Annotated in this window: 18 protein-coding genes; 10 read left to right on the plus strand and 8 right to left on the minus strand. The window is 68.7% G+C overall.

Features of this window, described 5'->3' with window-relative positions; all coding sequences use genetic code 11:
* The first annotated feature begins 33 nt into the window (after positions 1-33).
* From sufD to E4M00_RS05925, 5 genes are all read left to right on the plus strand, one after another.
* Positions 34-1,239 (plus strand): Fe-S cluster assembly protein SufD, encoded by a 1,206-nt coding sequence (gene sufD, locus E4M00_RS05905; protein ID WP_135119522.1) that lies wholly within the window; start codon positions 34-36, stop codon positions 1,237-1,239.
* Positions 1,236-1,562: a non-heme iron oxygenase ferredoxin subunit gene (locus E4M00_RS05910; protein ID WP_055911631.1), complete on the plus strand. Its 327-nt coding sequence runs from the start codon at positions 1,236-1,238 to the stop codon at positions 1,560-1,562. Before sufD ends, E4M00_RS05910 begins: the two co-directional genes overlap by 4 nt.
* 60 nt (positions 1,563-1,622) lie before the next feature.
* The gene (gene sufC / locus E4M00_RS05915; protein ID WP_135119523.1) at positions 1,623-2,384 is read left to right on the plus strand and encodes a Fe-S cluster assembly ATPase SufC; all 762 of its coding nucleotides are present in this window, start codon (positions 1,623-1,625) and stop codon (positions 2,382-2,384) included.
* Positions 2,385-2,393: 9 nt separating this feature from the next.
* Positions 2,394-2,723: a metal-sulfur cluster assembly factor gene (locus E4M00_RS05920; RefSeq protein ID WP_055818324.1), complete on the plus strand. Its 330-nt coding sequence runs from the start codon at positions 2,394-2,396 to the stop codon at positions 2,721-2,723.
* Between the two features lie 108 nt (positions 2,724-2,831).
* Entirely contained in the window at positions 2,832-3,671 is an 840-nt protein-coding gene (locus E4M00_RS05925) for a methyltransferase domain-containing protein (RefSeq protein WP_135119524.1), read from the plus strand.
* A 6-nt stretch (positions 3,672-3,677) separates the two neighbouring features.
* On the opposite strand, the gene E4M00_RS05930 is transcribed toward E4M00_RS05925, so the two are convergent.
* The 7 genes from E4M00_RS05930 to E4M00_RS05960 all read right to left on the minus strand — a co-directional run bounded on the left by E4M00_RS05930 (position 3,678) and on the right by E4M00_RS05960 (position 12,161).
* A complete protein-coding gene (locus E4M00_RS05930) occupies positions 3,678-3,944 on the minus strand; it encodes a hypothetical protein (RefSeq protein ID WP_056163107.1) in 267 nt (88 codons plus the stop codon).
* A gap of 2 nt (positions 3,945-3,946) precedes the next feature.
* On the minus strand, positions 3,947-4,390 hold the full coding sequence (locus tag E4M00_RS05935) for a GNAT family N-acetyltransferase (RefSeq protein ID WP_135119525.1): 444 nt from the start codon (positions 4,388-4,390) through the stop codon (positions 3,947-3,949).
* A gap of 10 nt (positions 4,391-4,400) precedes the next feature.
* The gene (gene valS, locus E4M00_RS05940) at positions 4,401-6,980 is read right to left on the minus strand and encodes a valine--tRNA ligase (RefSeq protein WP_135119526.1); all 2,580 of its coding nucleotides are present in this window, start codon (positions 6,978-6,980) and stop codon (positions 4,401-4,403) included.
* Positions 6,981-7,066: 86 nt separating this feature from the next.
* Positions 7,067-8,704: an ATP-binding cassette domain-containing protein gene (locus E4M00_RS05945; protein ID WP_135119527.1), complete on the minus strand. Its 1,638-nt coding sequence runs from the start codon at positions 8,702-8,704 to the stop codon at positions 7,067-7,069.
* Positions 8,701-9,555: an ABC transporter permease gene (locus E4M00_RS05950; protein ID WP_135119528.1), complete on the minus strand. Its 855-nt coding sequence runs from the start codon at positions 9,553-9,555 to the stop codon at positions 8,701-8,703. The genes E4M00_RS05945 and E4M00_RS05950 overlap by 4 nt, the downstream gene beginning before the upstream one ends.
* Entirely contained in the window at positions 9,552-10,496 is a 945-nt protein-coding gene (locus E4M00_RS05955; RefSeq protein ID WP_135119529.1) for an ABC transporter permease, read from the minus strand. The genes E4M00_RS05950 and E4M00_RS05955 overlap by 4 nt, the downstream gene beginning before the upstream one ends.
* A 3-nt stretch (positions 10,497-10,499) precedes the next feature.
* Positions 10,500-12,161: an ABC transporter substrate-binding protein gene (locus E4M00_RS05960; protein ID WP_135119964.1), complete on the minus strand. Its 1,662-nt coding sequence runs from the start codon at positions 12,159-12,161 to the stop codon at positions 10,500-10,502.
* Between the two features lie 131 nt (positions 12,162-12,292).
* On the opposite strand from E4M00_RS05960, the gene E4M00_RS05965 reads away from it, so the two are divergent.
* The 5 genes from E4M00_RS05965 to ndk all read left to right on the plus strand — a co-directional run bounded on the left by E4M00_RS05965 (position 12,293) and on the right by ndk (position 18,440).
* Positions 12,293-12,643: a GntR family transcriptional regulator gene (locus E4M00_RS05965; protein ID WP_056163090.1), complete on the plus strand. Its 351-nt coding sequence runs from the start codon at positions 12,293-12,295 to the stop codon at positions 12,641-12,643.
* 265 nt (positions 12,644-12,908) lie between these two features.
* Positions 12,909-16,229, plus strand: coding sequence for an isoleucine--tRNA ligase (ileS, locus tag E4M00_RS05975; protein ID WP_240036883.1), 3,321 nt, complete (start codon positions 12,909-12,911; stop codon positions 16,227-16,229).
* Positions 16,226-17,587 carry a bifunctional folylpolyglutamate synthase/dihydrofolate synthase gene (locus tag E4M00_RS05980; RefSeq protein WP_135119531.1) on the plus strand — a complete coding sequence of 454 codons (1,362 nt, stop codon included), beginning with the start codon at positions 16,226-16,228 and terminating at the stop codon, positions 17,585-17,587. Before ileS ends, E4M00_RS05980 begins: the two co-directional genes overlap by 4 nt.
* 11 nt (positions 17,588-17,598) lie before the next feature.
* On the plus strand, positions 17,599-18,024 hold the full coding sequence (locus E4M00_RS05985) for a DUF4233 domain-containing protein (RefSeq protein ID WP_135119532.1): 426 nt from the start codon (positions 17,599-17,601) through the stop codon (positions 18,022-18,024).
* Positions 18,021-18,440, plus strand: coding sequence for a nucleoside-diphosphate kinase (ndk, locus tag E4M00_RS05990; RefSeq protein ID WP_056163083.1), 420 nt, complete (start codon positions 18,021-18,023; stop codon positions 18,438-18,440). The genes E4M00_RS05985 and ndk overlap by 4 nt, the downstream gene beginning before the upstream one ends.
* Positions 18,441-18,563: 123 nt before the next feature.
* Here the strand turns inward: ndk and E4M00_RS05995 are convergent, their stop codons facing one another.
* Positions 18,564-19,178: a vitamin K epoxide reductase family protein gene (locus E4M00_RS05995; RefSeq protein WP_135119533.1), complete on the minus strand. Its 615-nt coding sequence runs from the start codon at positions 19,176-19,178 to the stop codon at positions 18,564-18,566.
* Between the last annotated feature and the right edge of the window lie 103 nt (positions 19,179-19,281).

Below are 19,281 nucleotides of genomic sequence, written 5' to 3' on the forward strand. Positions count from 1 at the left end.
TTCCTCCTGACGTCGAAAGGAACCGTAGTCTAGATGGCTGCCTCTGCAACCACCGTTCCCAGCGTGCCGACTTTCGAGCAGCACGGTCTCAAGAAGCACAGCGACGGCGATTGGGCCAATAAGGTTCCGGTCCAGACCCGCTCTGCTCGACCCAAGTCGACCGACGTCGCCGACTTCGCCGCCGTCACCGGCCGCGAGGTCGAGTGGCGATACTCGCCCGTCGCCAAGCTCACCGACCTCACCGCGGGCACGCTCGACGGCTCGGTCTACGAGTACTCGGCCACCCCGGTCGACGGCGTCGCCGTCTCCTGGGTCTCCCGCGATGACGCTCGCATCGGCTCCGCCGGCATCCCCGAGGAGCGCGCCTCCGCCAATGCCTGGAGCAGCTTCGAGCAGGCTCTGGTCATCTCCGTGACGGGCGAGGAGGCGAAGACCTTCACGCTGAACCGCGGCGCGCTCGGCTCCGGTCCCCGCGCAGCGCACACCGTGATCGAGGCCGCTCCGTTCAGCCGCGCGCTCGTCGTTCTGCAGAACACGGGAGATGCCCGCCTCGCCGAGAACGTCGAGATCGTGGTCGGGGAGGGCGCCCAGCTCTCGGTCGTGACTGTGCAGGAATGGGCGGATGACGCCATCCACACCGCAACGCACTTCTCGCGTGTCGGCCGTGACGCCAAGCTCAAGCACATCGTCGTCTCGCTCGGCGGGGCGATCGTGAGGGTCAACCCCATGACGCTCCTGGCGGAGCAGGGAGCAGACGTCGAGGCGTTCGGCCTGTACTTCTCCGACGCCGGACAGCACCTCGAGCAGCAGGTCTACGTCAACCACGATGCGCCGAACACCCGCTCGCGCGTGACCTACAAGGGTGCGCTGCAGGGGCAGGGAGCCCGCTCCGTCTGGATCGGCGACGTGCTCATCGGCAACAAGGCCACCGGCACCGACAGCTACGAGCAGAACCGCAACCTCGTGCTCACCGACGGCACCCGCGCCGACTCCGTGCCGAACCTCGAGATCGAGACCGGCGACATCGCCGGCGCCGGACACGCCAGTGCCACCGGTCGCTTCGACGACGAGCAGCTGTTCTACCTCATGAGTCGCGGCATCACCGAAGACGAGGCCCGTCGCCTCGTCGTGCGCGGCTTCCTCACCGAGATCGTGCAGCAGATCGGCGATGCCGAGCTCGAGACCCGCCTGCAGGAATCGCTCGAGACCGAACTGGTCGGAACGGAGCTGGCATCGTGAGCGCCCAGCGCATCTGCGCCGTCGACGAGCTCGAGGCGAATCAGGCCGTCAAGGTCGACATCGACGGCACCGCCATGGCCGTCGTGAAGGACGACTCGGGCGCCGTGTTCGCGATCGGCGACACCTGCACCCACGGCGACATCTCGCTGTCGGAGGGTTTCGTCGAGGACGACACCCTCGAGTGCTGGGCGCACGGCTCGAAGTTCTCGCTGCGCACGGGCAAGCCGCTGTCGCTCCCGGCCTACGACCCGGTGCCCGTGTACCAGGTCGAGATCCGCGACGGCGACATCTACATCGACCCCACCATCACAGTCGCGGTCTGAACCGCGCCCCAGTTTTCGGCACCGCGTGTGCCGACGGAATGAAAGAGACACAGAAGAGCAATGTCAGTTCTTGAGATCAAGGACCTCCGCGTCAGCGTCGAGACCGACCAGGGAACCAAGCACATCCTGAAGGGTGTCGACCTCACCATCAACGAGGGCGAGATCCACGCCGTCATGGGCCCCAACGGCTCGGGCAAGTCGACCCTCGCGTACACGATCGCCGGTCACCCCAAGTACCACGTCGAAGGCGGATCGGTGCTGTTCGACGGCGCCGAGGTGCTCGACATGACCGTCGACGAGCGTGCACGCGCAGGACTCTTCCTCGCGATGCAGTACCCGGTCGAGATCCCCGGTGTGACGAACACCAATTTCCTCCGCACCGCGAAGACCGCGATCGACGGCGAGGCTCCGGCCATCCGCACGTGGGTCAAGGACGTGCGCGAGGCGATGGCCAACCTCCGCATGGACAACTCCTTCGCCGAGCGCAACGTCAACGAGGGCTTCTCGGGCGGCGAGAAGAAGCGCAACGAGATCCTCCAGCTCGAGCTCCTCAAGCCGAAGTTCGCCGTTCTCGACGAGACCGACTCCGGCCTCGACGTCGACGCGCTGAAGATCGTGTCGGAGGGCGTCAATCGTGCGAAGGCCAACACCGGGCTCGGCATCCTGCTGATCACCCACTACACCCGGATCCTCCGGTACATCGAGCCCGACTTCGTGCACGTGTTCGTCAACGGCCGGGTGGCCGAGCAGGGCGGCCGCGAGCTGGCGAACCGCCTCGAGGACGAGGGTTACGACCGCTTCCTCACCGGCGTGACGGCGTAGGCTGTTCCCATGGTCACGACACTCGAACCCGCACTCTTCGACCAGGTCGAAGAGGCGCTCAAAGAGGTCATGGACCCCGAGCTCGGCATCAACGTCGTCGACCTCGGTCTGATCTACGACCTCGGCTGGGACGATGAGAACAACGCCCTCGTCATCCACATGACCCTGACGAGCGCCGGATGCCCCCTCACCGACGTTCTCGAGGAGCAGACCGCGCAGTCGCTCGACGGCATCGTCGAGGCCTTCCGCATCAACTGGGTGTGGATGCCGCCGTGGGGTCCCGAGCGGATCACCGACGACGGACGCGACATGATGCGCGCGCTCGGCTTCGCGATCTAGACCTCGTCGACGACACCGCGTACGACGTGAACGGCCCGTCCTCCTCGTGAGGGCGGGCCGTTCCGCATGCTGTGCGATGAGGTCGCGCGCGCTCGATAGGCTCGGCGTATGAGCACGGATCCGCAGGAGAAGGAGATCGCCCCGCGCGATCAGTACACCCACGGTCACCATGAGAGCGTGCTGCGCTCCCACACGTGGCGCACCGTCGAGAACTCGGCCGCCTATCTGGCACCCCACCTCGTGCCGGGCGTCTCGGTGCTCGACCTCGGCTGCGGGCCGGGAACGATCACGGTCGACATCGCCCGGCGCGTCAGCCCGGGCCGGGTGGTCGGCGTCGACGTCGCCCCCGAGATCGTCGCCCAGGCGCGCGGCCTCGGCATCGACAACGCCCTGGCCAACGCGGACTTCCTCGTCGCCGACGCCTACGCACTGCCCTTCGACGATGGCACCTTCGACGTCGTGCACGCCCACCAGACGCTCCAGCACCTCGTGCGGCCCGTCGATGCGCTGAGCGAGGCGTTGCGCGTGCTGAAGCCCGGTGGCCTGCTCGCCGTCCGTGACGTCGACTACGGGGGAGTCACCTGGTTCCCCGCCCTATCCGGACTCACCGAGTGGCTGAGCGTCTACCACGATGTGGCGCGCTACAACGGGGGAGAGCCCGATGCCGCGCGCATGCTCAAGTCGTGGGTGCGCGCCGCCGGATTCACCGACGTCGAGTGCTCGGCATCGGTGTGGTGCTTCGCCTCGGATGCCGAACGCGAGTGGTGGGGCGAGTCGTGGGCCGTGCGCGCCACCGAGTCCGCCTTCGCCGCGCACGCCATCGAGGCCGGCATGGCCGACCTCGAGGAACTGCGTGCGATCAGTTCGGCGTGGCGCGAGTGGAAGGTCGACGCAGACGGCTGGATGCAGATGCCGCACGGCGAGGTGCTCGCTCGGAAGCCCGAGTAGGACTCGCTACCAGTCGTCCTCGTCGTCAACGGACTGGGCGGGCAGCACGATCTGGGCGGAGTCGTCCTCGGCGACGTAGCGGATGACGGTGCCGTCGTCGAGCTCGATCACCGGCTTGCCCTCGAGCCAGGTGAGGGTCCAGCGCCAGTCGGCTCCGGCATCCGGAGTGATCTCGTCGTCGGTCTCGACGGCGTCGAGCGCGAACCCGACCACCTCGGGCAGGTTGGCCGGGCGGTCGGTGCCCCGGAACGGCCAGCGGGTGCCGAGCTGCATCCTCAGACCTCGGTCTCGTAGGTGACCCAGGACGTGCGGGTGCCCGCGTTGTCGTAGAGCCGCTGGGCGGTCTCGTTGTCGGCAGCGGTGATCCAGGTGACGGCACCGGCGTTGCGCTCGCGTGCGATGCGCTTGGCCTCCTCGATCAGGGCACCGCCGACGCCGTGGGAACGGGCCTCCTCTGCGACGAACAGGTCGTCGAGGAAGATCGCGCGGTCGGCCTCGAGGGTGCGCGGATACTCGCGCACATGGGCGAAACCGACGAGCTTGCCGTCGTCCTCGGCGACATAGCCCGAGAGCTCGTGCGCCTTGTCAGTGAGCCAGGACCAGACGATGAGGGCCTTGGTGTCTGTGACCTCGGACTCGTAGAAGGCGCTGTAGCCCTCCCACAGTCCGAGCCAGTCGAAGAAGTCGCGATCCACGACGGGGCGAACCTGAACAGTCATTCGTATGCTCCTAACTTTCCGGCACTGTCTCGAGGACGATGTCGGTGACGGCGAGTTCATCGGCTTCAGCGAAGTCGAGCACCGCAATGCGTCCAACCGCGGCGAGGTCCGAGGCTGCCTGCCGAAGCAGTGCGACCTGTTCTCCTGTTCCCGCAATTACAGCAGAAATCACTGGTGTGCGCTGAGAAACCTTCGCGTCGGTCTTGGCTCGGCGGATGGCCGTGAGCGCACGGCTGGCGAGGTCGAGCACGGCTGTCACGCCGTCCTCGGCTCCGGGGATCTCGATCTCGTTCGGCCAGGCCGCGACGTGCACCGAGCCGTCGTTCGACCAGGACCACGCCTCCTCGGTCGCGAACGGCACGAAGGGGGCGAACAGGCGGAGGAACACCGAGAGCGCGGTGTGGAGTGCGGCGACGGCCGACTCCTTCTCGGCATCCGCGCCACCGTAGGCACGTTCCTTGACCAGCTCGAGGTAGTCGTCGCAGAAGGTCCAGAAGAACGCCTCAGTGACCTCGAGCGCGCGAGCGTGGTCGTAGTTGTCGAGGGCGATCGTGGCCTGGTGCACGACCTCCGAGAGGGAGGCGAGCATGCTCAGGTCGACCGCGTTGGTGACCGCGGAGTCGCCGGCGCTGCCTGCACCATGGATGAACTTGGCCGCGTTCAGGAGCTTGATGGCGAGACGGCGGCCGATCTTGATCTGCGTGGGGTTCTGCGGATCGAAGGCGGCGTCGGTGCCGAGCCGCGAGGATGCCGCCCAGTAGCGCACGGCGTCAGAACCGTGCGTCTCGAGGATGTCGGCCGGCGTGACGACGTTGCCCTTCGACTTCGACATCTTCTTGCGGTCGGGGTCGACGATGAAGCCTGAGAGCGTCGTGTGGTTCCACGGGCGCTCACCGTGCTCGAGCTCGGCTCGCAGCATCGTGGAGAAGAGCCAGGTGCGGATGATGTCCTGGCCCTGCGGACGCAGCGAAAACGGGAACACCAGCTCGAACAGCTCGGGGTCGCGCTCCCAGCCACCGGCCAGCTGCGGGGTGAGCGACGAAGTCGCCCAGGTGTCCATCACATCGTGTTCGCCGACGAAGCCGCCGGCCCGACCACGCTGAGCCTCGTCGTACCCGGGCGCGGCGTCCGACGACGGGTCGACGGGCAGAAGGTCCTGGGTGGCGACGATCGGCTGGTCGAAGACGGGGTTGCCGTCGGCGTCGAGCGGATACCAGACGGGGATCGGAACACCGAAGAAGCGCTGGCGCGAGATGAGCCAGTCGCCGGTGAGGCCGCCCACCCAGTTCTCGTAGCGCACACGCATGAAGTCGGGATGCCAGGCGAGCTCGCGGCCGCTCTCGAGCAACTTCGCGCGCAAGGCCTCGTCGCGGGCGCCGTTGGAGATGTACCACTGACGGGTGGAGACGACCTCGAGCGGCTTGTCGCCCTTCTCGAAGAACTTGACGGGGTGCGTGATCTTCTTGGGCTCCCCGATGAGCTCGCCCGAGGCGCGCAGGAGGTCGACCATGGCCTGCTTGGCCGAGAAGACGGTCTTGCCTGCGAGCTCGGCGTAGGCGGCGAGGCCGGCCTCACTGGTGATGACGTCGGGGGCGTCGGCGATGATGCGACCGTCGAAGCCCATGATCGCGCGGTTGGGCAGGTCGAGTTCGCGCCACCAGACCACGTCTGTCACGTCGCCGAAGGTGCAGATCATGGCGATGCCCGATCCCTTGTCCTTCTGCGCGAGGTGGTGGGCCAGCACGGGGACCTCGACGCCGAACACCGGGGTCGTGACGGTCGTGCCGAAGTACGGCTTGTAGCGCTCGTCGTCGGGGTGCGCCACGAGGGCGACGCAGGCGGGCAGCAGCTCGGGCCGGGTCGTCTCGATCTCGATGGTCCCGCCGTCGGGCTTGTGGAAGGCGACGCGGTGGTATGCGGCGGGCTGCTCGCGGTCCTCGAGCTCGGCCTGGGCGACGGCGGTGCGGAAGGTGACGTCCCACAGCGTCGGCGCCATGGCCTGGTAGGCCTCGCCGCGCTCGACGTTGCGGATGAAGGCGAGCTGGGAGGTGAACAACGCCTCGTCGCCGATGGTGCGGTAGGTCTGGGTCCAGTCGACGGAGAGGCCGAGGTCGCGCCAGAGCTTCTCGAACTGCACCTCGTCCTCATGGGTGAGCTGTTCGCAGAGCTCGATGAAGTTGCGGCGGCTGACGGGCTTTTGGTCGGCGGCCTTGGTGCTCTTGCCGTCGCCACCCTCGAACGGCGGGGTGAAGTCGGCCTCGTAGGGCAGCGACGGGTCGCAGCGCACACCGTAGTAGTTCTGCACGCGGCGCTCGGTGGGCAGGCCGTTGTCGTCCCAGCCCATCGGGTAGAAGACGCTCCGGCCGCGCATGCGCTGGAAGCGGGCGATGACGTCGGTGTGGGTGTACGAGAACACGTGGCCGATGTGCAGCGAACCCGAGGCCGTCGGCGGCGGGGTGTCGATCGAGTAGATGTTGTCGCGCGTGGCGCGCTCACGGTCGAAGCGGTGGGTACCGTCGGCTTCCCACGCTGCTCCCCACTTGGACTCGAGCCCCTCGAGGGCCGGCTTGTCGGGAATGGCAGCGGACATGATGATGCTCCGATCGGTATGGACGGCACCGTGTCAGTGGTGAAGTGCCTGATTAGTCTCCACAGAGCTTACCGGCACCGGATGGCTCAGCCCAGCGAGCGCAGTCGGGGTGCGTCTGCGATCAACGATCGGGTGTACTCGTGCTGAGGATCGGTGAACACGCTCTCGGCGTCGCCGTGCTCCACGATGCGTCCATGTCGCATCACGGCGACGGTGTCGCTCATGTGCCGGACGACGCCGAGGTCGTGCGAGATGAACAGCAGCGACAGCCCGCGCTCGCGCTGGAGCTCGTCGAGCAGATCGAGCACCCGGGCCTGCACAGTGGTGTCGAGGGCCGAGACGGGTTCGTCGCACACGAGGATCTCGGGGGCTTCGGCGAGGGCGCGCGCGATCGAGACCCGTTGGCGCTGGCCTCCAGAGAGGGTGAGCGGATGGCGGGCGGCGGCATCCGGTGCCAGCCGAACCTGCTCGAGCAGATCGACGACCTCCGTGCCCGTGGCAGCGGGACCGAGCGCGTCGCGGAGGATGCGCTCGACGGTCCAGCGCGGATCGAAGGACCCGAGGGCATCCTGGTAGATCGCCCCGATGCGCGGCCGCAGAGGACGGCGCTCCCGTTCGGGGAGGCTCGACCACGCCGAACCACCGAGCAGCACCTCCCCACTGTCTGGGGCGGCGATGGCGAGCATCAGGCGGGCCACAGTGGTCTTGCCCGATCCGGACTCGCCGACGAGCCCGAGGGTGCGTCCGCGTTCGAGGGAGAACGACACGTCGTCGACGGCCAGGGTGGGGGTGCCCCTCGTGGTGAAGGTCTTGGTCAGGGCGCGGCCCTCGAGCACGATCTCCCGCGGCGCTGATGCCGTCACCGGCCGGCTCACCAGTGCGTTGGACCGGTCGACGAGCGTGAGCGGGTGGCCTCGGGGCACCTCGGTCGGCACCGCCGCGACGAGGGCCCTGGTGGTCGGATGCCGTGGGCTGGTGATGACCTCCGTCGTCGGTCCCTCCTCGACCACCAGGCCGTCGTCGAGCACGATGATCCTGTCGGCGAGGGCCGAGACCACGGCCAGGTCGTGACTGATCAGCAGGATGCCCGTGCCCCGGTCGCGAGCCTCGGCGAGCAGCGCCAGCACCCGGGCCTGCACTCCGACGTCGAGAGCCGTCGTCGGTTCGTCGGCGATGAGGAGCGGGGGATCGAGGGCGATGGCCGACGCGATCAGCGCTCGCTGCCGCATCCCTCCCGAGAGCTCGCCCGACCGGCGGTCGATCGCACCGGCCGGGTCCGGCATGCCGACGAGTTCCAGCAGCTCGAGCACCCGGGCGCGGGCGGCGGCCGCCGGCATCCGTCGATGCAGGCGCAGGGCGTCTCCGATCTCACGGCCGATGGTGCGTAGGGGGTCGAGGGAGACCAGTGCGTCCTGCAGCACGAGTCCCACGCCCACCCCGCGCAGGCGCCGCCACTCCCGCTCGCCGGCTCGCAGCATCCCGGTCCCGCCGACGTCGAGTCGATCGGCACGTACGGCGGCGTCGGCTCCGGCGAGGCCGAGCAGGCTGCGCGCCGTGACGGACTTGCCGGAGCCGGACTCGCCGACGATCGCGACGCACTGCCCGGCCGCGATGCGCAGGTCGAGGCCCTGCACGACGGCACGGCGAACACGGCCGGTCCCGAAGGAGACCTCCAGTCCCCGGACGTCGAGCACGGGATCCCGGGGTGCAGCGACGTCGGTCATCGCACGCCTCCTCTGCGACTGGTGATGGCTCGACCGAGCACCGTCGTGGCGATGGTCGTGAGCACGATCATGAGGCCGGGGAACACCGTCATCCACCAGGCCGTCGTGATGTAGGTGCGCCCGGCCGACAGCATGGCGCCCCATTCCGGAGCAGGCGGCTGGGCGCCGAGACCCAGGTAGCTCAGCGCCGAGGCCCAGACGATGGCCTGACCGACACCCAGGGTCGCGAGCACGGCGATGGGTGCGAGGGCGTTGGGCAGGATGTGCCGCCGGATGATCCTGGACGGGCTGTGGCCTAGCACCCGGGCCGCCTCGACGAAGCCCGAGGAACGGATGCCGCGCAGCTCGCCCTGGATGATCCTCGCGTAGCCCGGCGCCGTCGACAGGCCGACCGCGATCGTGGCCGTCACGGGGCCGGGACCGTACAGCACGATGACGAGCAGGGCGAGGAGGAGGCCGGGGAAGGCGAAAAGCACCTCGTTCACCCGGCCGACGGCGAAGTCGAGGGCTCTGCCGCCGAGGCCCCCGATGGCCCCGAGCAGCAGCCCGAGGGAGAGGCCGATGGCGGTGGCCGTGACGCCGATGAGCAGTGAGGTCGCCGTGCCCCAGATCACCCGGCTGTAGATGTCGCGCCCGGACTCGTCGGTGCCGAACCAGTGAGCGGCCGACGGCGGCTGGAAGGCGTCGCGGGGCGCGATGGCGTCGGGGCCGTAGGGGGCGATCAGTCCGGGCCAGATCACGGCGACGGCGAGGAAGACGACGAACAGGCCGGCCAGCACGGTTCCGACCCGGGGGAGCGGACGCGCGGCGGCCTCGACGGTGACGGTGCTGCGCACCTCGAGCTCGCTCATGGACGCGCCTCCTGCCGCAGGCGCGGGTCCGCCACTCGTGAGAGCGCATCCGTCACGAAGGTCATCACCACGTACACGAGGGCGACCAGCAGGACCACCCCCAGCACGACCGGGACGTCACGCAGTTCGACGGCGCGCAGCAGGGTGCGGCCGAGGCCAGGACGGGCGAAGATCGTCTCGACAACGACGGCTCCCGAGATGAGGTAGCCGACAGCCCAGCCCGACAGGTTGATGCCGGGCAGGGCGGCATGGCGGAGGGCATGGCGCAGACGGATGCCGGTGGCCGACTCGCCCCGCGCCCGAGCCGAGAGCGCGAACGGCTGTTCGAGCGCGATGAGCAGGTGCTCGCGCATCAGCTGGGCGAGGAACCCGGCGAGGGGGACCGCCAGGGTGATGACGGGCAGCACGAGTCCGGTCGGCGTTCCGGTCGACACCGCGGGCAGCCAGCCGAGCGCCGTGCTGAAGACGGCGATGAGCACTGTCGCCAGCCAGAACTGCGGCAGCGAGGCCGCCGTGAGCTCGACTCCCTGGGCGACGGCCCGGCTGACCCGCCCGGGTGCTGTCGACCAGAGGGCGAGGCCGATCGCGAGCAGCCAGGCGACGAGGAGCGCGAGCAGCGCCAGCACCACGGTGCCGGCCAGCTGCCCTCCGATCAGCTCCGCGACGGGCATCCGCAGGGCGTAGGAGTCCCCGAGGTTCCCCGTCACCAGGCGACCGAGCATGGCGAAGTACTGAACGAGAAGCGGCTGGTCGAGCCCGTAGTCTGCCCGCACCCTGTCGAGGGCCTCCTGCGACGCCTGGGAACCGGGCCCCCCGAGGATGGCCTGCGCCGGGTCACCCGGAACCAGGTGGATCGCGAAGAACGTGAGGGTCGCGACGGCCCACAGCACGAACAGCGCGCCGGCGAGGCGCCCCAGCGTGCGGCGGACGGCGCTTCCCATCGACTACTCGGAGAGCCAGGCGTCGGCGAAGGTCGGCGTCGACACCGTGGGCATCGCCCGTGCACCCTTCACGCTCGTGCTCAGCAGGAAGTGGTTCTGCTGGTCGTAGAGCGGCAGGGCGTAGAACCCGCCCAGGATGATCTTCTGCGCCTGTTCGTAGAGCGACGCGCGTTCCTCGGTGTCGCTCGTGCTCGCAGCGGAGCGGAGCAGCTCGTCAAGCTCGGGGTCGTTCAGCTGGGCGAGGTTGGCGAAGTAGCCGCTCGGAGCCGGGGTGATCCCCGCGGAGTCGTAGAGCGTGCGCAGCACATCGGGGCCGATCTTCGTGTACGGGGCGCTGACGAGCTCGTACGAGTCCGAGAAGAGGGCGCCGTACCAGCCCGAGATGTCGAGCGGCGAGATGACGACCTCGAAGCCGGCCTCCTTGGCCGTCGCCTGGATCTGCTCGAACAACGACTGCTCGGCCGGGATGGACTGGTTGGTCGACACCGGGAACCGCAGGGTCAGGCGCTTGCCGTCCTTCGTGCGGTAGCCGTCGGAGTCGCGCGTGGTCCAGCCGGCGTCGTCGAGCAGGCTGTTCGCCGCGTCGAGGTCGGTCGTGAAGAGCTTCTCGTCGGAGTAGCCGAGGGGCTCCACGCTGGAGAGCACGGAGTAGGACCGCGTGGCCGTTCCGAAGAACAGCGAGTCGATGCCGTCGTTGACGTCGGCGGCGCGGATGAACGCCTCCCGCACGCGCACGTCGTCGAACGGCGCCCGCGAGGAGTTGAGCTCGATGCGGTTCGACGCCCCGGGCCTGGGGGCGTCGATCTCGACGAGCGAGCCGTTCTTCGTGGCCTGGGCGATCGTGTCGGGCTGGGCGTTGTCGATCACATCGACCTCGCCGGACTGCAGGGCCGCATAGCGCGAGGCCGAGTCGGGGATGAAGCGCCACTCGATGCCCTCGAGGTAGGGAGCGCCGTCGTGGGCGGCGTCAGCCGGGGCGGAGGTGTAGTCGTCGTTGCGCGCGAGGGTGAGGTGATCCTGCTGCACCCACTCCTCGACCACGAAGGGACCGGTGCCGATGGGGGCGAGGCAGTTCTCGTCCATGCCGCGGGCGATGCCGGCCGGCGACTCGATGGCGACCCAGGGCTGGGCGAGGGACTCGAGAAGCGCGCTGTCGGGCGTGCTGAGGTGGAAGCGGGCGGTGGTGTCGTCGACGACCTCGACCGACTCGACCTTGCCGAGGGCGAGGTAGCCCGTCGACGACTGGGTGTCCGGGTTCTTGAGGTGCTCGACGTTGACCTTGACGGCCTCGGCGTTCAGCGGCGTGCCGTCGGTGAAGGTGACGTCGTCGCGGAGCGTGAAGTCCCAGGTGAGTCCGTCGTCGGATGCCGTCCACGTCGTGGCGAGCCACGGGATGATGGCGCCGTCCTCGTCGAGCGAGACGAGCGACTCGAGGAACTGGCCCGCGACGAGGGCCTGCGGGTAGTTGCCGCCGACGTGCGGGTCGAGGCAGTCGGGTTCGGCATCGCCGCTCGCGTAGACGAGAGTGCCGCCGGCCGTCGGAGTGGACGCTGCCTCGGGGGCGGCGGCCGTGCACCCGGCGAGCAGGAGGGTGGCACCGCTCGCGGCGGCCAACAGGGTGAGAAGACGCCGGTTCGTTCGAACCGGGGCTGAAGCGCTGCGCATCGAGGTCCTTGCACGTGGGGGAAGGGTGAAGCCCTCCTGCTCGTCGCGGGAGGGCATGATTCATCCTGACAGGACTCCGAGCCACATCGCCGTCGATTGGATTAGTTGGACTAACTCAATACACTCAAATCGTGCTCATTCGCGTCGATCCGTCCAGCCCACGGCCCCTGTTCGAGCAACTCGCCTCGGGCATCCGTGGCTCCATCGTCGATGGTCGTCTCGTCGACGGTGAGCGTCTCCCGTCGGCCCGGGCGCTCGCCGAGCAGCTCGACATCAACGTGCAGACAGTGCTGCACGGCTACAGAGTGCTGCGCGACGAGGGCCTGGTGGAACTGCATCGCGGCCGGGGAGCGGTCGTGACAGTGCGTGTCGGAGGTCACATGGTCCTGGCCGGGCTGATCCACGATCTCGTCGCCGAGGCACGCGAGCACAGGGTGGCCCCTGCGGCCCTGCACGCCCTCATCGACGAGGCCTATCGCTGAGGAGTCGTCGACGGGCGTTCGAGCCCCGTGTTCGCGTAGACTGAGGGCAACGACATCGATCCGGCCATCACCGGGGAGTCTTCGGCAGAACGGCGAGAGCTCAGTAGAACCGAACGGGTCTGGCCCGTCACAGCCAATGAACAAGCGGTGCAGCGGTTCCGGGCAGCTTCTCGGGATCGATGCGCAAGCGGGGTGGTACCGCGGTGGAGCTCGACGGGCTCGCCGTCCTCGTGGAGAAGTCTCTCTCGCATCCAGGAGCCACGCGTTGTACCCCAAGGGTCAGGATCCCCAGCACGCTTCCGACGGAGTCGTGCCGTCGCCGAACTTCCCCTCGATCGAGCGGGAGGTGCTCGAGTTCTGGAAGAACGACGGGACCTTCCAGGCCTCCATCGACAACCGCGACGGCGCTGCGGAGTGGGTGTTCTACGACGGCCCGCCGTTCGCCAACGGCCTTCCGCACTACGGCCACCTGCTGACCGGCTACGCGAAGGACGTCTTCCCGCGCTTCCAGACCATGCGCGGCAAGCAGGTTCACCGTCGCTTCGGCTGGGACACCCACGGACTCCCGGCCGAGCTCGAGGCCGAGCGCCAGCTCGGCATCACCGACAAGAGCCAGATCGAGGAGATGGGCATCGCCGCGTTCAACCGCGCCGCCCAGGACTCCGTGCTGCGCTACACCAAGGAGTGGGAGGGCTACGTCACCCGCCAGGCCCGCTGGGTGGACTTCGAGAACGACTACAAGACTCTCGACGTGACCTTCATGGAAAGCGTCATCTGGGCCTTCAAGCGCCTGCACGACAAGGGTCTCGCCTACGAGGGCTACCGCGTGCTGCCGTACTGCTGGCGCGACCAGACGCCGCTGTCGAACCACGAACTGCGCATGGACGACGACGTCTACAAGGACCGCCAGGACCAGACCGTCACGGTGACATTCCCGCTCACCGGCGCCAAGGCCGAGTCCCTCGGTCTCACCGCCGTTCGCGCCCTCGCCTGGACGACGACGCCCTGGACCCTGCCCACCAACGCCGCCCTCGCGGTGGGCCCGGACATCACCTACGCGGTGGTTCCCGCAGGGCCGAACGGGACTCCGGATGCCACGGTCCTGCGTGAGCGCTCCGGCGGCAACGACGGCACCGAGGTGCTCGGCGCCGAGTACCTCATCGCCATCGACCTGGTCGGCAACTACGCCAAGGACCTCGGCTACGAGTCGGCCGCCGACGCGACGGCAGCGGTCTCCCGCACGGTGCTCGGCAGCGAGCTCGAGGGCGTGACGTACGACCGCCTGTTCGACTACTACGCCGACGTCGATGCGTGGGGCATGCAGAACGGCTGGCGCATCCTCGTCGCCGACTACGTCACCACCGAGGACGGCACCGGCATCGTGCACCTCGCGCCGGCCTACGGCGAGGAGGACCAGAAGGTCTCCGAGGCGAACGGCATCCCCGTCATCATCTCCCTCGACGACGGCGGCAAGTTCCTCTCCGACGTGACGGATGTCGCCGGCCAGCTCTGGAGCGATGCCAACAAGCCGCTCACGCAGCTGCTCAAGGCCGAAGGGCGCCTCCTCCGCCAGGCCAGCTACGTGCACTCCTACCCGCACTGCTGGCGCTGCCGCAACCCGCTGATCTACAAGGCGGTCTCGAGCTGGTTCGTGCGCGTCACCGACTTCCGCGACCGCATGGTCGATCTCAACCAGGACATCACCTGGGTTCCCGAGAACGTGAAGGACGGCCAGTTCGGCAAGTGGATCGGCAACGCCCGTGACTGGTCGATCAGCCGCAACCGCTACTTCGGCTCGCCGATCCCGGTGTGGAAGAGCGACGACCCGGAATACCCGCGCATGGACGTGTACGGTTCGCTCGAGGAGCTCGAGCGCGACTTCGGCACGCAGCCTCGGAACGCGGCGGGCGAGCCCGACCTGCACCGCCCGTACATCGACGAGCTGACCCGCCCGAACCCCGACGACCCGACCGGGAAGTCGACCATGCGCCGCATCCCCGACGTGCTCGACGTCTGGTTCGACTCGGGCTCGATGCCGTTCGCCCAGGTGCACTATCCGTTCGAGAACCAGGAGTGGTTCGACAGCCACAACCCGGCCGACTTCATCGTGGAGTACATCGGACAGACGCGCGGCTGGTTCTACATGCTGCACGTGCTCTCCACCGCGCTGTTCGACCGCCCGGCGTTCACGAACGTCGTCAGCCACGGCATCGTGCTCGGCAGCGACGGCCAGAAGATGAGCAAGTCGCTGCGCAACTACCCCGACGTCTCCGAGGTCTTCGACCGCGACGGCTCCGACGCCATGCGCTGGTTCCTCATGTCGAGCTCGGTGCTGCGCGGTGGCAACCTCGTCGTCACCGAGGAGGGCATCCGCGAGGGCGTGCGCCAGGTGATGCTCCCGCTGTGGAGCACCTGGTACTTCTTCTCGCTGTACGCGAACGCCTCGTCGGATGCCGGTTACGAGGCGAAGCGCCGAACGGACTCGACCGACGTGCTCGACCGCTACCTGCTCGCCAAACTGGGCGACCTCGTCGGTGCCGTCACGACCGACCTCGAGCAGCTCGACTCCACGCTCGCGGCCGCGAAGCTCCGCGACTTCGCCGACGTGCTCACCAACTGGTACGTGCGGCGTTCCCGCGACAGGTTCTGGGCCGGCGTCGGCGAGGACGGCGCGGGCAGCGAGGCCTTCGACACGCTCTACACGGTGCTCGAGACCTACACCCGCCTCACGGCCCCTCTGCTGCCGCTCGTCTCGGAGCGCATCTGGCAGGGGCTCACCGGCGGCCGCAGCGTTCACCTGGCCGACTGGCCGGAGGCGTCCGAGTTCCCCGCCGACGACGCCCTCGTCGCCGTGATGGACGAGGTGCGCGCCATCAGCTCCACCGCTCTCTCCCTGCGCAAGCAGTCGGGCCTGCGTGTGCGACTGCCGCTGGCGAAGCTCACGGTGGTGTCGGCATCCGCCGCCGGCCTCGCTCCGTTCGAGGCCATCCTGCGCGAGGAACTCAACGTGAAATCCGTCGACGTCGTGGAGCTCGCCGAGTCGAGCGCTGCCGACTACGGCGTCTCCAGCCGCCTCACCGTGAACGCGCGTGCCGCGGGCCCGCGTCTCGGCAAGGAGGTGCAGAAGGCCATCCAGGGTGCTCGCACCGGCGACTGGTCGGAGACCGACGGAGTCGTCACCGCCGGCGGCATCGCGCTCGTCGAGGGCGAGTACGACCTCGTGCTCGAGGCGACGGCGGAGGCCGGCTCAGGCGTGGCGCTCGCGCTGCTCCCGGGCGGCGGCTTCGTGCTGCTCGACACCGTCATCACCCACGAGCTCGAGGCCGAGGGCCTGGCACGCGACGTCATCCGAGCCGTGCAGGACGCCCGCAAGGCGGCAGGGCTCGAGGTCAGCGACCGCATCCGTCTGCGCCTCACCCTGAACGAGACCGCTGCGACGGCGGCGCGCGTGCACGCCGAGCTCATCGGCGCCGAGACTCTGGCCGTCGACCTCGACATCGCCGTGTTCGGCGGCACCGAGCTGCCGGCCGAGGCCCTCTCAGTGGGCCGCGACTCCACCCTCACCATCGCTCTGGAGAAGGCATGAACGACGAAGACATCTGGCGCCAGCCCGCCGACGCCGTCTACGAGGGCCTGCTGGCCCGCATCGGCGAGTCGAACCCGCAGCCGCGGCTGACAGCCACCCGGCGCGCCGTCGAGCTGCTGGGCGACCCGCAGCGCGCCTACCCGGTCATCCACATCACCGGCACGAACGGCAAGACCAGCACCAGTCGCATCATCGACAGCATCCTGCGTGCCTACGGGCTCAAGACCGGGCTGCTGACCAGCCCGCACCTGACGCGCTTCACCGAGCGCATCCTGATCGACGGCGAGCCGATCACCGATGAGGCGCTGGTGCGCAACTGGGAGGACATCGAGCCGTACATCGCGATGACGGATGCCGAGCTCGAGGCATCCGGAGACGCCCCGCTCAGCTTCTTCGAGGTGCTCACCGTGCTCGCGTTCGCGTGCTTCGCCGACGCCCCGGTCGACGTCGTCGTGCTCGAGGTCGGCATGGGCGGCGAGTGGGACTCCACGAACGTCGCCGACGGACAGGTGGCCGTGTTCACGCCGATCGCCCTCGACCACGTCGGACGACTCGGCGACACCGTCGCCGCCATCGCCCGCACGAAGTCGGGCATCATCAAGCCGGCCGCGAGCGTGGTCTCGGCCGCGCAGGCACCGGAGGCCCTCGCCGAGCTCGAGCGTGCCGTGGAGCTCACCGAGTCGACCTTCGCCGTCGAGGGTGCGCAGTTCGCCCTCACCGAGAACCGCGTCGCCGTGGGCGGCCAGCTCATCAGCGTGCGCGGGGCGGCCGGAAGCTACGACGAGATGTTCCTGCCCCTCTACGGTGCGCACCAGGCGCAGAACGCCGCGGTCGCGATCGCGGCCGTCGAGGCGTTCATCGGCGGGGGAGCGCAGCCTCTCACGACGGCCCTGGTCGAGGAGGGTCTCGCGACGGCGACGTCGCCCGGCCGCCTGCAGCTCGTCGGCATCGAGCCGAGTGTCATCGTCGACGGCGCGCACAACCCGCACGGGGCGGCGGCGCTCGTCACCTCGCTCGAGTCGTTCTTCGACTTCGACGAGATCGTCGCCGTGGTCGGCATCCTCTCCGATAAGGACGCCCGCGGCATCGTCGAGGCCCTCGCCCCGGCCGTGCACCACTTCAATGTCACGGCGTCGTCGTCGGAGCGTGCCATCCCGGCCCCCGAACTCGCGAACGCCATGGTGGAGTGGGCGAACCAGGACATGGTGTTCGAGTTCGAGTCGGTGGCCGACGCCCTCGACGAGGCACGCCAGTGGGCGGCTGCCGCCCCGCGCCGGGCGGTCGTCGTGACCGGATCGATCACTCTGGTCGCCGAGGCCATGGAGTACGCGGCCGATCGCGACTGGATGACCTCGTGACGGGCGCGAGCATGCCCGGCGCCGATCTCCCCGATGACGCTGAGTCCCCGGATGCCGCACCCGCGCCGTCCGGTCGCACTCCGGCGCCCCGCTCGATCAAGCGCAGCCTCGCCTCGATCGTGCTCGGCTTCGAGCTCATCGTGGTGTTCCTCGCCGCCCTCGTGAACTACGGGCTGCCGACCGCCGGTCTCATCAGCATCGGGCCCGTCGCTGCTCTCGTGAGCGGCGGCGTCGTCTGCCTGCTCATCGTGATCACGCTCGGCCTGCTGCGGCATCCGTTCGCGTACGTGCTCGGATGGATCGTGCAGGCGCTGATACTGCTCGCCGGACTGCTCAACCCGGGAATGTTCTTCGTAGGAGCCATCTTCGCCGCCATGTGGACCTACGCCATGATCAGCGGCGGACGTATCGACCGACACAACAAGGAGTACGCATGACCACGATCGAAGAGACCCTCGTCCTCGTCAAGCCCGACGGCGTCGCCCGCGGCCTGACCGGGGAGATCCTGCGTCGCATCGAGGCCAAGGGCTACTCGCTCGTCGACCTCCGCCTCGTCGAGGCCGACCGCGACCTGCTCGCCCAGCACTACGCCGAGCACGAGGGCAAGCCGTTCTACGAGCCGCTCATCGAGTTCATGGAGTCGGGTCCGAGCGTGGCCATCCGCCTCGCGGGCAACCGCGTCATCGAGGGCTTCCGCTCGCTGGCCGGCACCACCGATCCGACCACTGCTGCGCCCGGCACGATCCGCGGCGACCTCGGACGCGATTGGGGCCTCAAGGTCCAGCAGAACCTCGTGCACGGCTCCGACTCGCCCGAGTCGGCCGCGCGCGAGCTCGCCCTCTGGTTCGCCTGAGTTCCGCACGCTCGGCCCTCTCGCTCGCTGAGGGCCGAGCGGAGCGACCGCCCGAAGCGCACGGCGCCACCGGAGACGCTTCTGGCGCGGACTCCGTCCGGCCCTCAGCGAGCGGTGGGTAACTCAGAACAGATAGCCCAGCACGTCGAGACGCAGCTGCGCGATGACCGCGACGATCAGGTAGCAGACGAGGGTGATCAGCGGGATCCAGCCGTACGCCGATGCCGCGAACCGCTGGAACCGCTCGGTCGTGGGGATGCAGCCCGTGCGCAGGTTGTCGATCGTGACCACCCAGAACAGCGGGATCACAACGGCCCAGGTGAGCATGCACCACGGGCAGAGCGTCGCGAGGATGTGGATGCTCTGGTACATCAGCCAGATCACGAACGCCAGGGCGCCGACGATCCCGATGTTCAGGCCGACCCAGAACCAGGCGGCGAACCGTGCCCGCGCCAGGATCGCCACGCCGATCGTGATGACAACGGGCCAGCAGACGAGTCCGATCACGGGGTTCGGGAACCCGAGCACCGCGCCCTGCGACGAGGCGAGGTTGACCGAGCACTGCACGATCAGGCTGAAGTCGCACGAGGCCCCCGTGCCCGGGAACTCGAGGGCGTGGAACTTCTCCAGGGTGAGTTCGAACGCGGCCAGAAGACCGAACGCGCCGAGCACCGCCAGCACGATTCCGACGGCATAGGCGGGTCTGGACTCTGTGCCGGCAGGGGTGGTCTCGCTCATGATTGGCGATTATGGCATGGCTGATCACCGCCGATCTGTGAAGCCGTGCGATAATCGGATGTGTCGACTGAGCCGCGCTCAGTCCGACGCCAAGAAGGCTTGA

This window comes from Orlajensenia leifsoniae, from assembly GCF_004570845.1.
Taxonomy (GTDB): domain Bacteria; phylum Actinomycetota; class Actinomycetes; order Actinomycetales; family Microbacteriaceae; genus Orlajensenia; species Orlajensenia leifsoniae.

Excerpts from the sequence above, each read along its gene's own strand:
- E4M00_RS05920 (WP_055818324.1), top strand. The coding sequence starts at position 2,394 with ATGGTCACGACACTCGAACCCGCACTCTTCGACCAGGTCGAAGAGGCG.
- valS (WP_135119526.1), bottom strand. The coding sequence starts at position 6,980 with ATGTCCGCTGCCATTCCCGACAAGCCGGCCCTCGAGGGGCTCGAGTCC.
- ndk (WP_056163083.1), top strand. The coding sequence starts at position 18,021 with ATGACCACGATCGAAGAGACCCTCGTCCTCGTCAAGCCCGACGGCGTC.
- E4M00_RS05950 (WP_135119528.1), bottom strand. The coding sequence starts at position 9,555 with ATGAGCGAGCTCGAGGTGCGCAGCACCGTCACCGTCGAGGCCGCCGCG.
- E4M00_RS05935 (WP_135119525.1), bottom strand. The coding sequence starts at position 4,390 with ATGACTGTTCAGGTTCGCCCCGTCGTGGATCGCGACTTCTTCGACTGG.
- E4M00_RS05960 (WP_135119964.1), bottom strand. The coding sequence starts at position 12,161 with ATGCGCAGCGCTTCAGCCCCGGTTCGAACGAACCGGCGTCTTCTCACC.
- E4M00_RS05955 (WP_135119529.1), bottom strand. The coding sequence starts at position 10,496 with ATGGGAAGCGCCGTCCGCCGCACGCTGGGGCGCCTCGCCGGCGCGCTG.
- sufC (WP_135119523.1), top strand. The coding sequence starts at position 1,623 with ATGTCAGTTCTTGAGATCAAGGACCTCCGCGTCAGCGTCGAGACCGAC.
- E4M00_RS05945 (WP_135119527.1), bottom strand. The coding sequence starts at position 8,704 with ATGACCGACGTCGCTGCACCCCGGGATCCCGTGCTCGACGTCCGGGGA.
- E4M00_RS05930 (WP_056163107.1), bottom strand. The coding sequence starts at position 3,944 with ATGCAGCTCGGCACCCGCTGGCCGTTCCGGGGCACCGACCGCCCGGCC.
- E4M00_RS05995 (WP_135119533.1), bottom strand. The coding sequence starts at position 19,178 with ATGAGCGAGACCACCCCTGCCGGCACAGAGTCCAGACCCGCCTATGCC.
- E4M00_RS05985 (WP_135119532.1), top strand. The coding sequence starts at position 17,599 with ATGCCCGGCGCCGATCTCCCCGATGACGCTGAGTCCCCGGATGCCGCA.
- E4M00_RS05925 (WP_135119524.1), top strand. The coding sequence starts at position 2,832 with ATGAGCACGGATCCGCAGGAGAAGGAGATCGCCCCGCGCGATCAGTAC.
- E4M00_RS05980 (WP_135119531.1), top strand. The coding sequence starts at position 16,226 with ATGAACGACGAAGACATCTGGCGCCAGCCCGCCGACGCCGTCTACGAG.
- sufD (WP_135119522.1), top strand. The coding sequence starts at position 34 with ATGGCTGCCTCTGCAACCACCGTTCCCAGCGTGCCGACTTTCGAGCAG.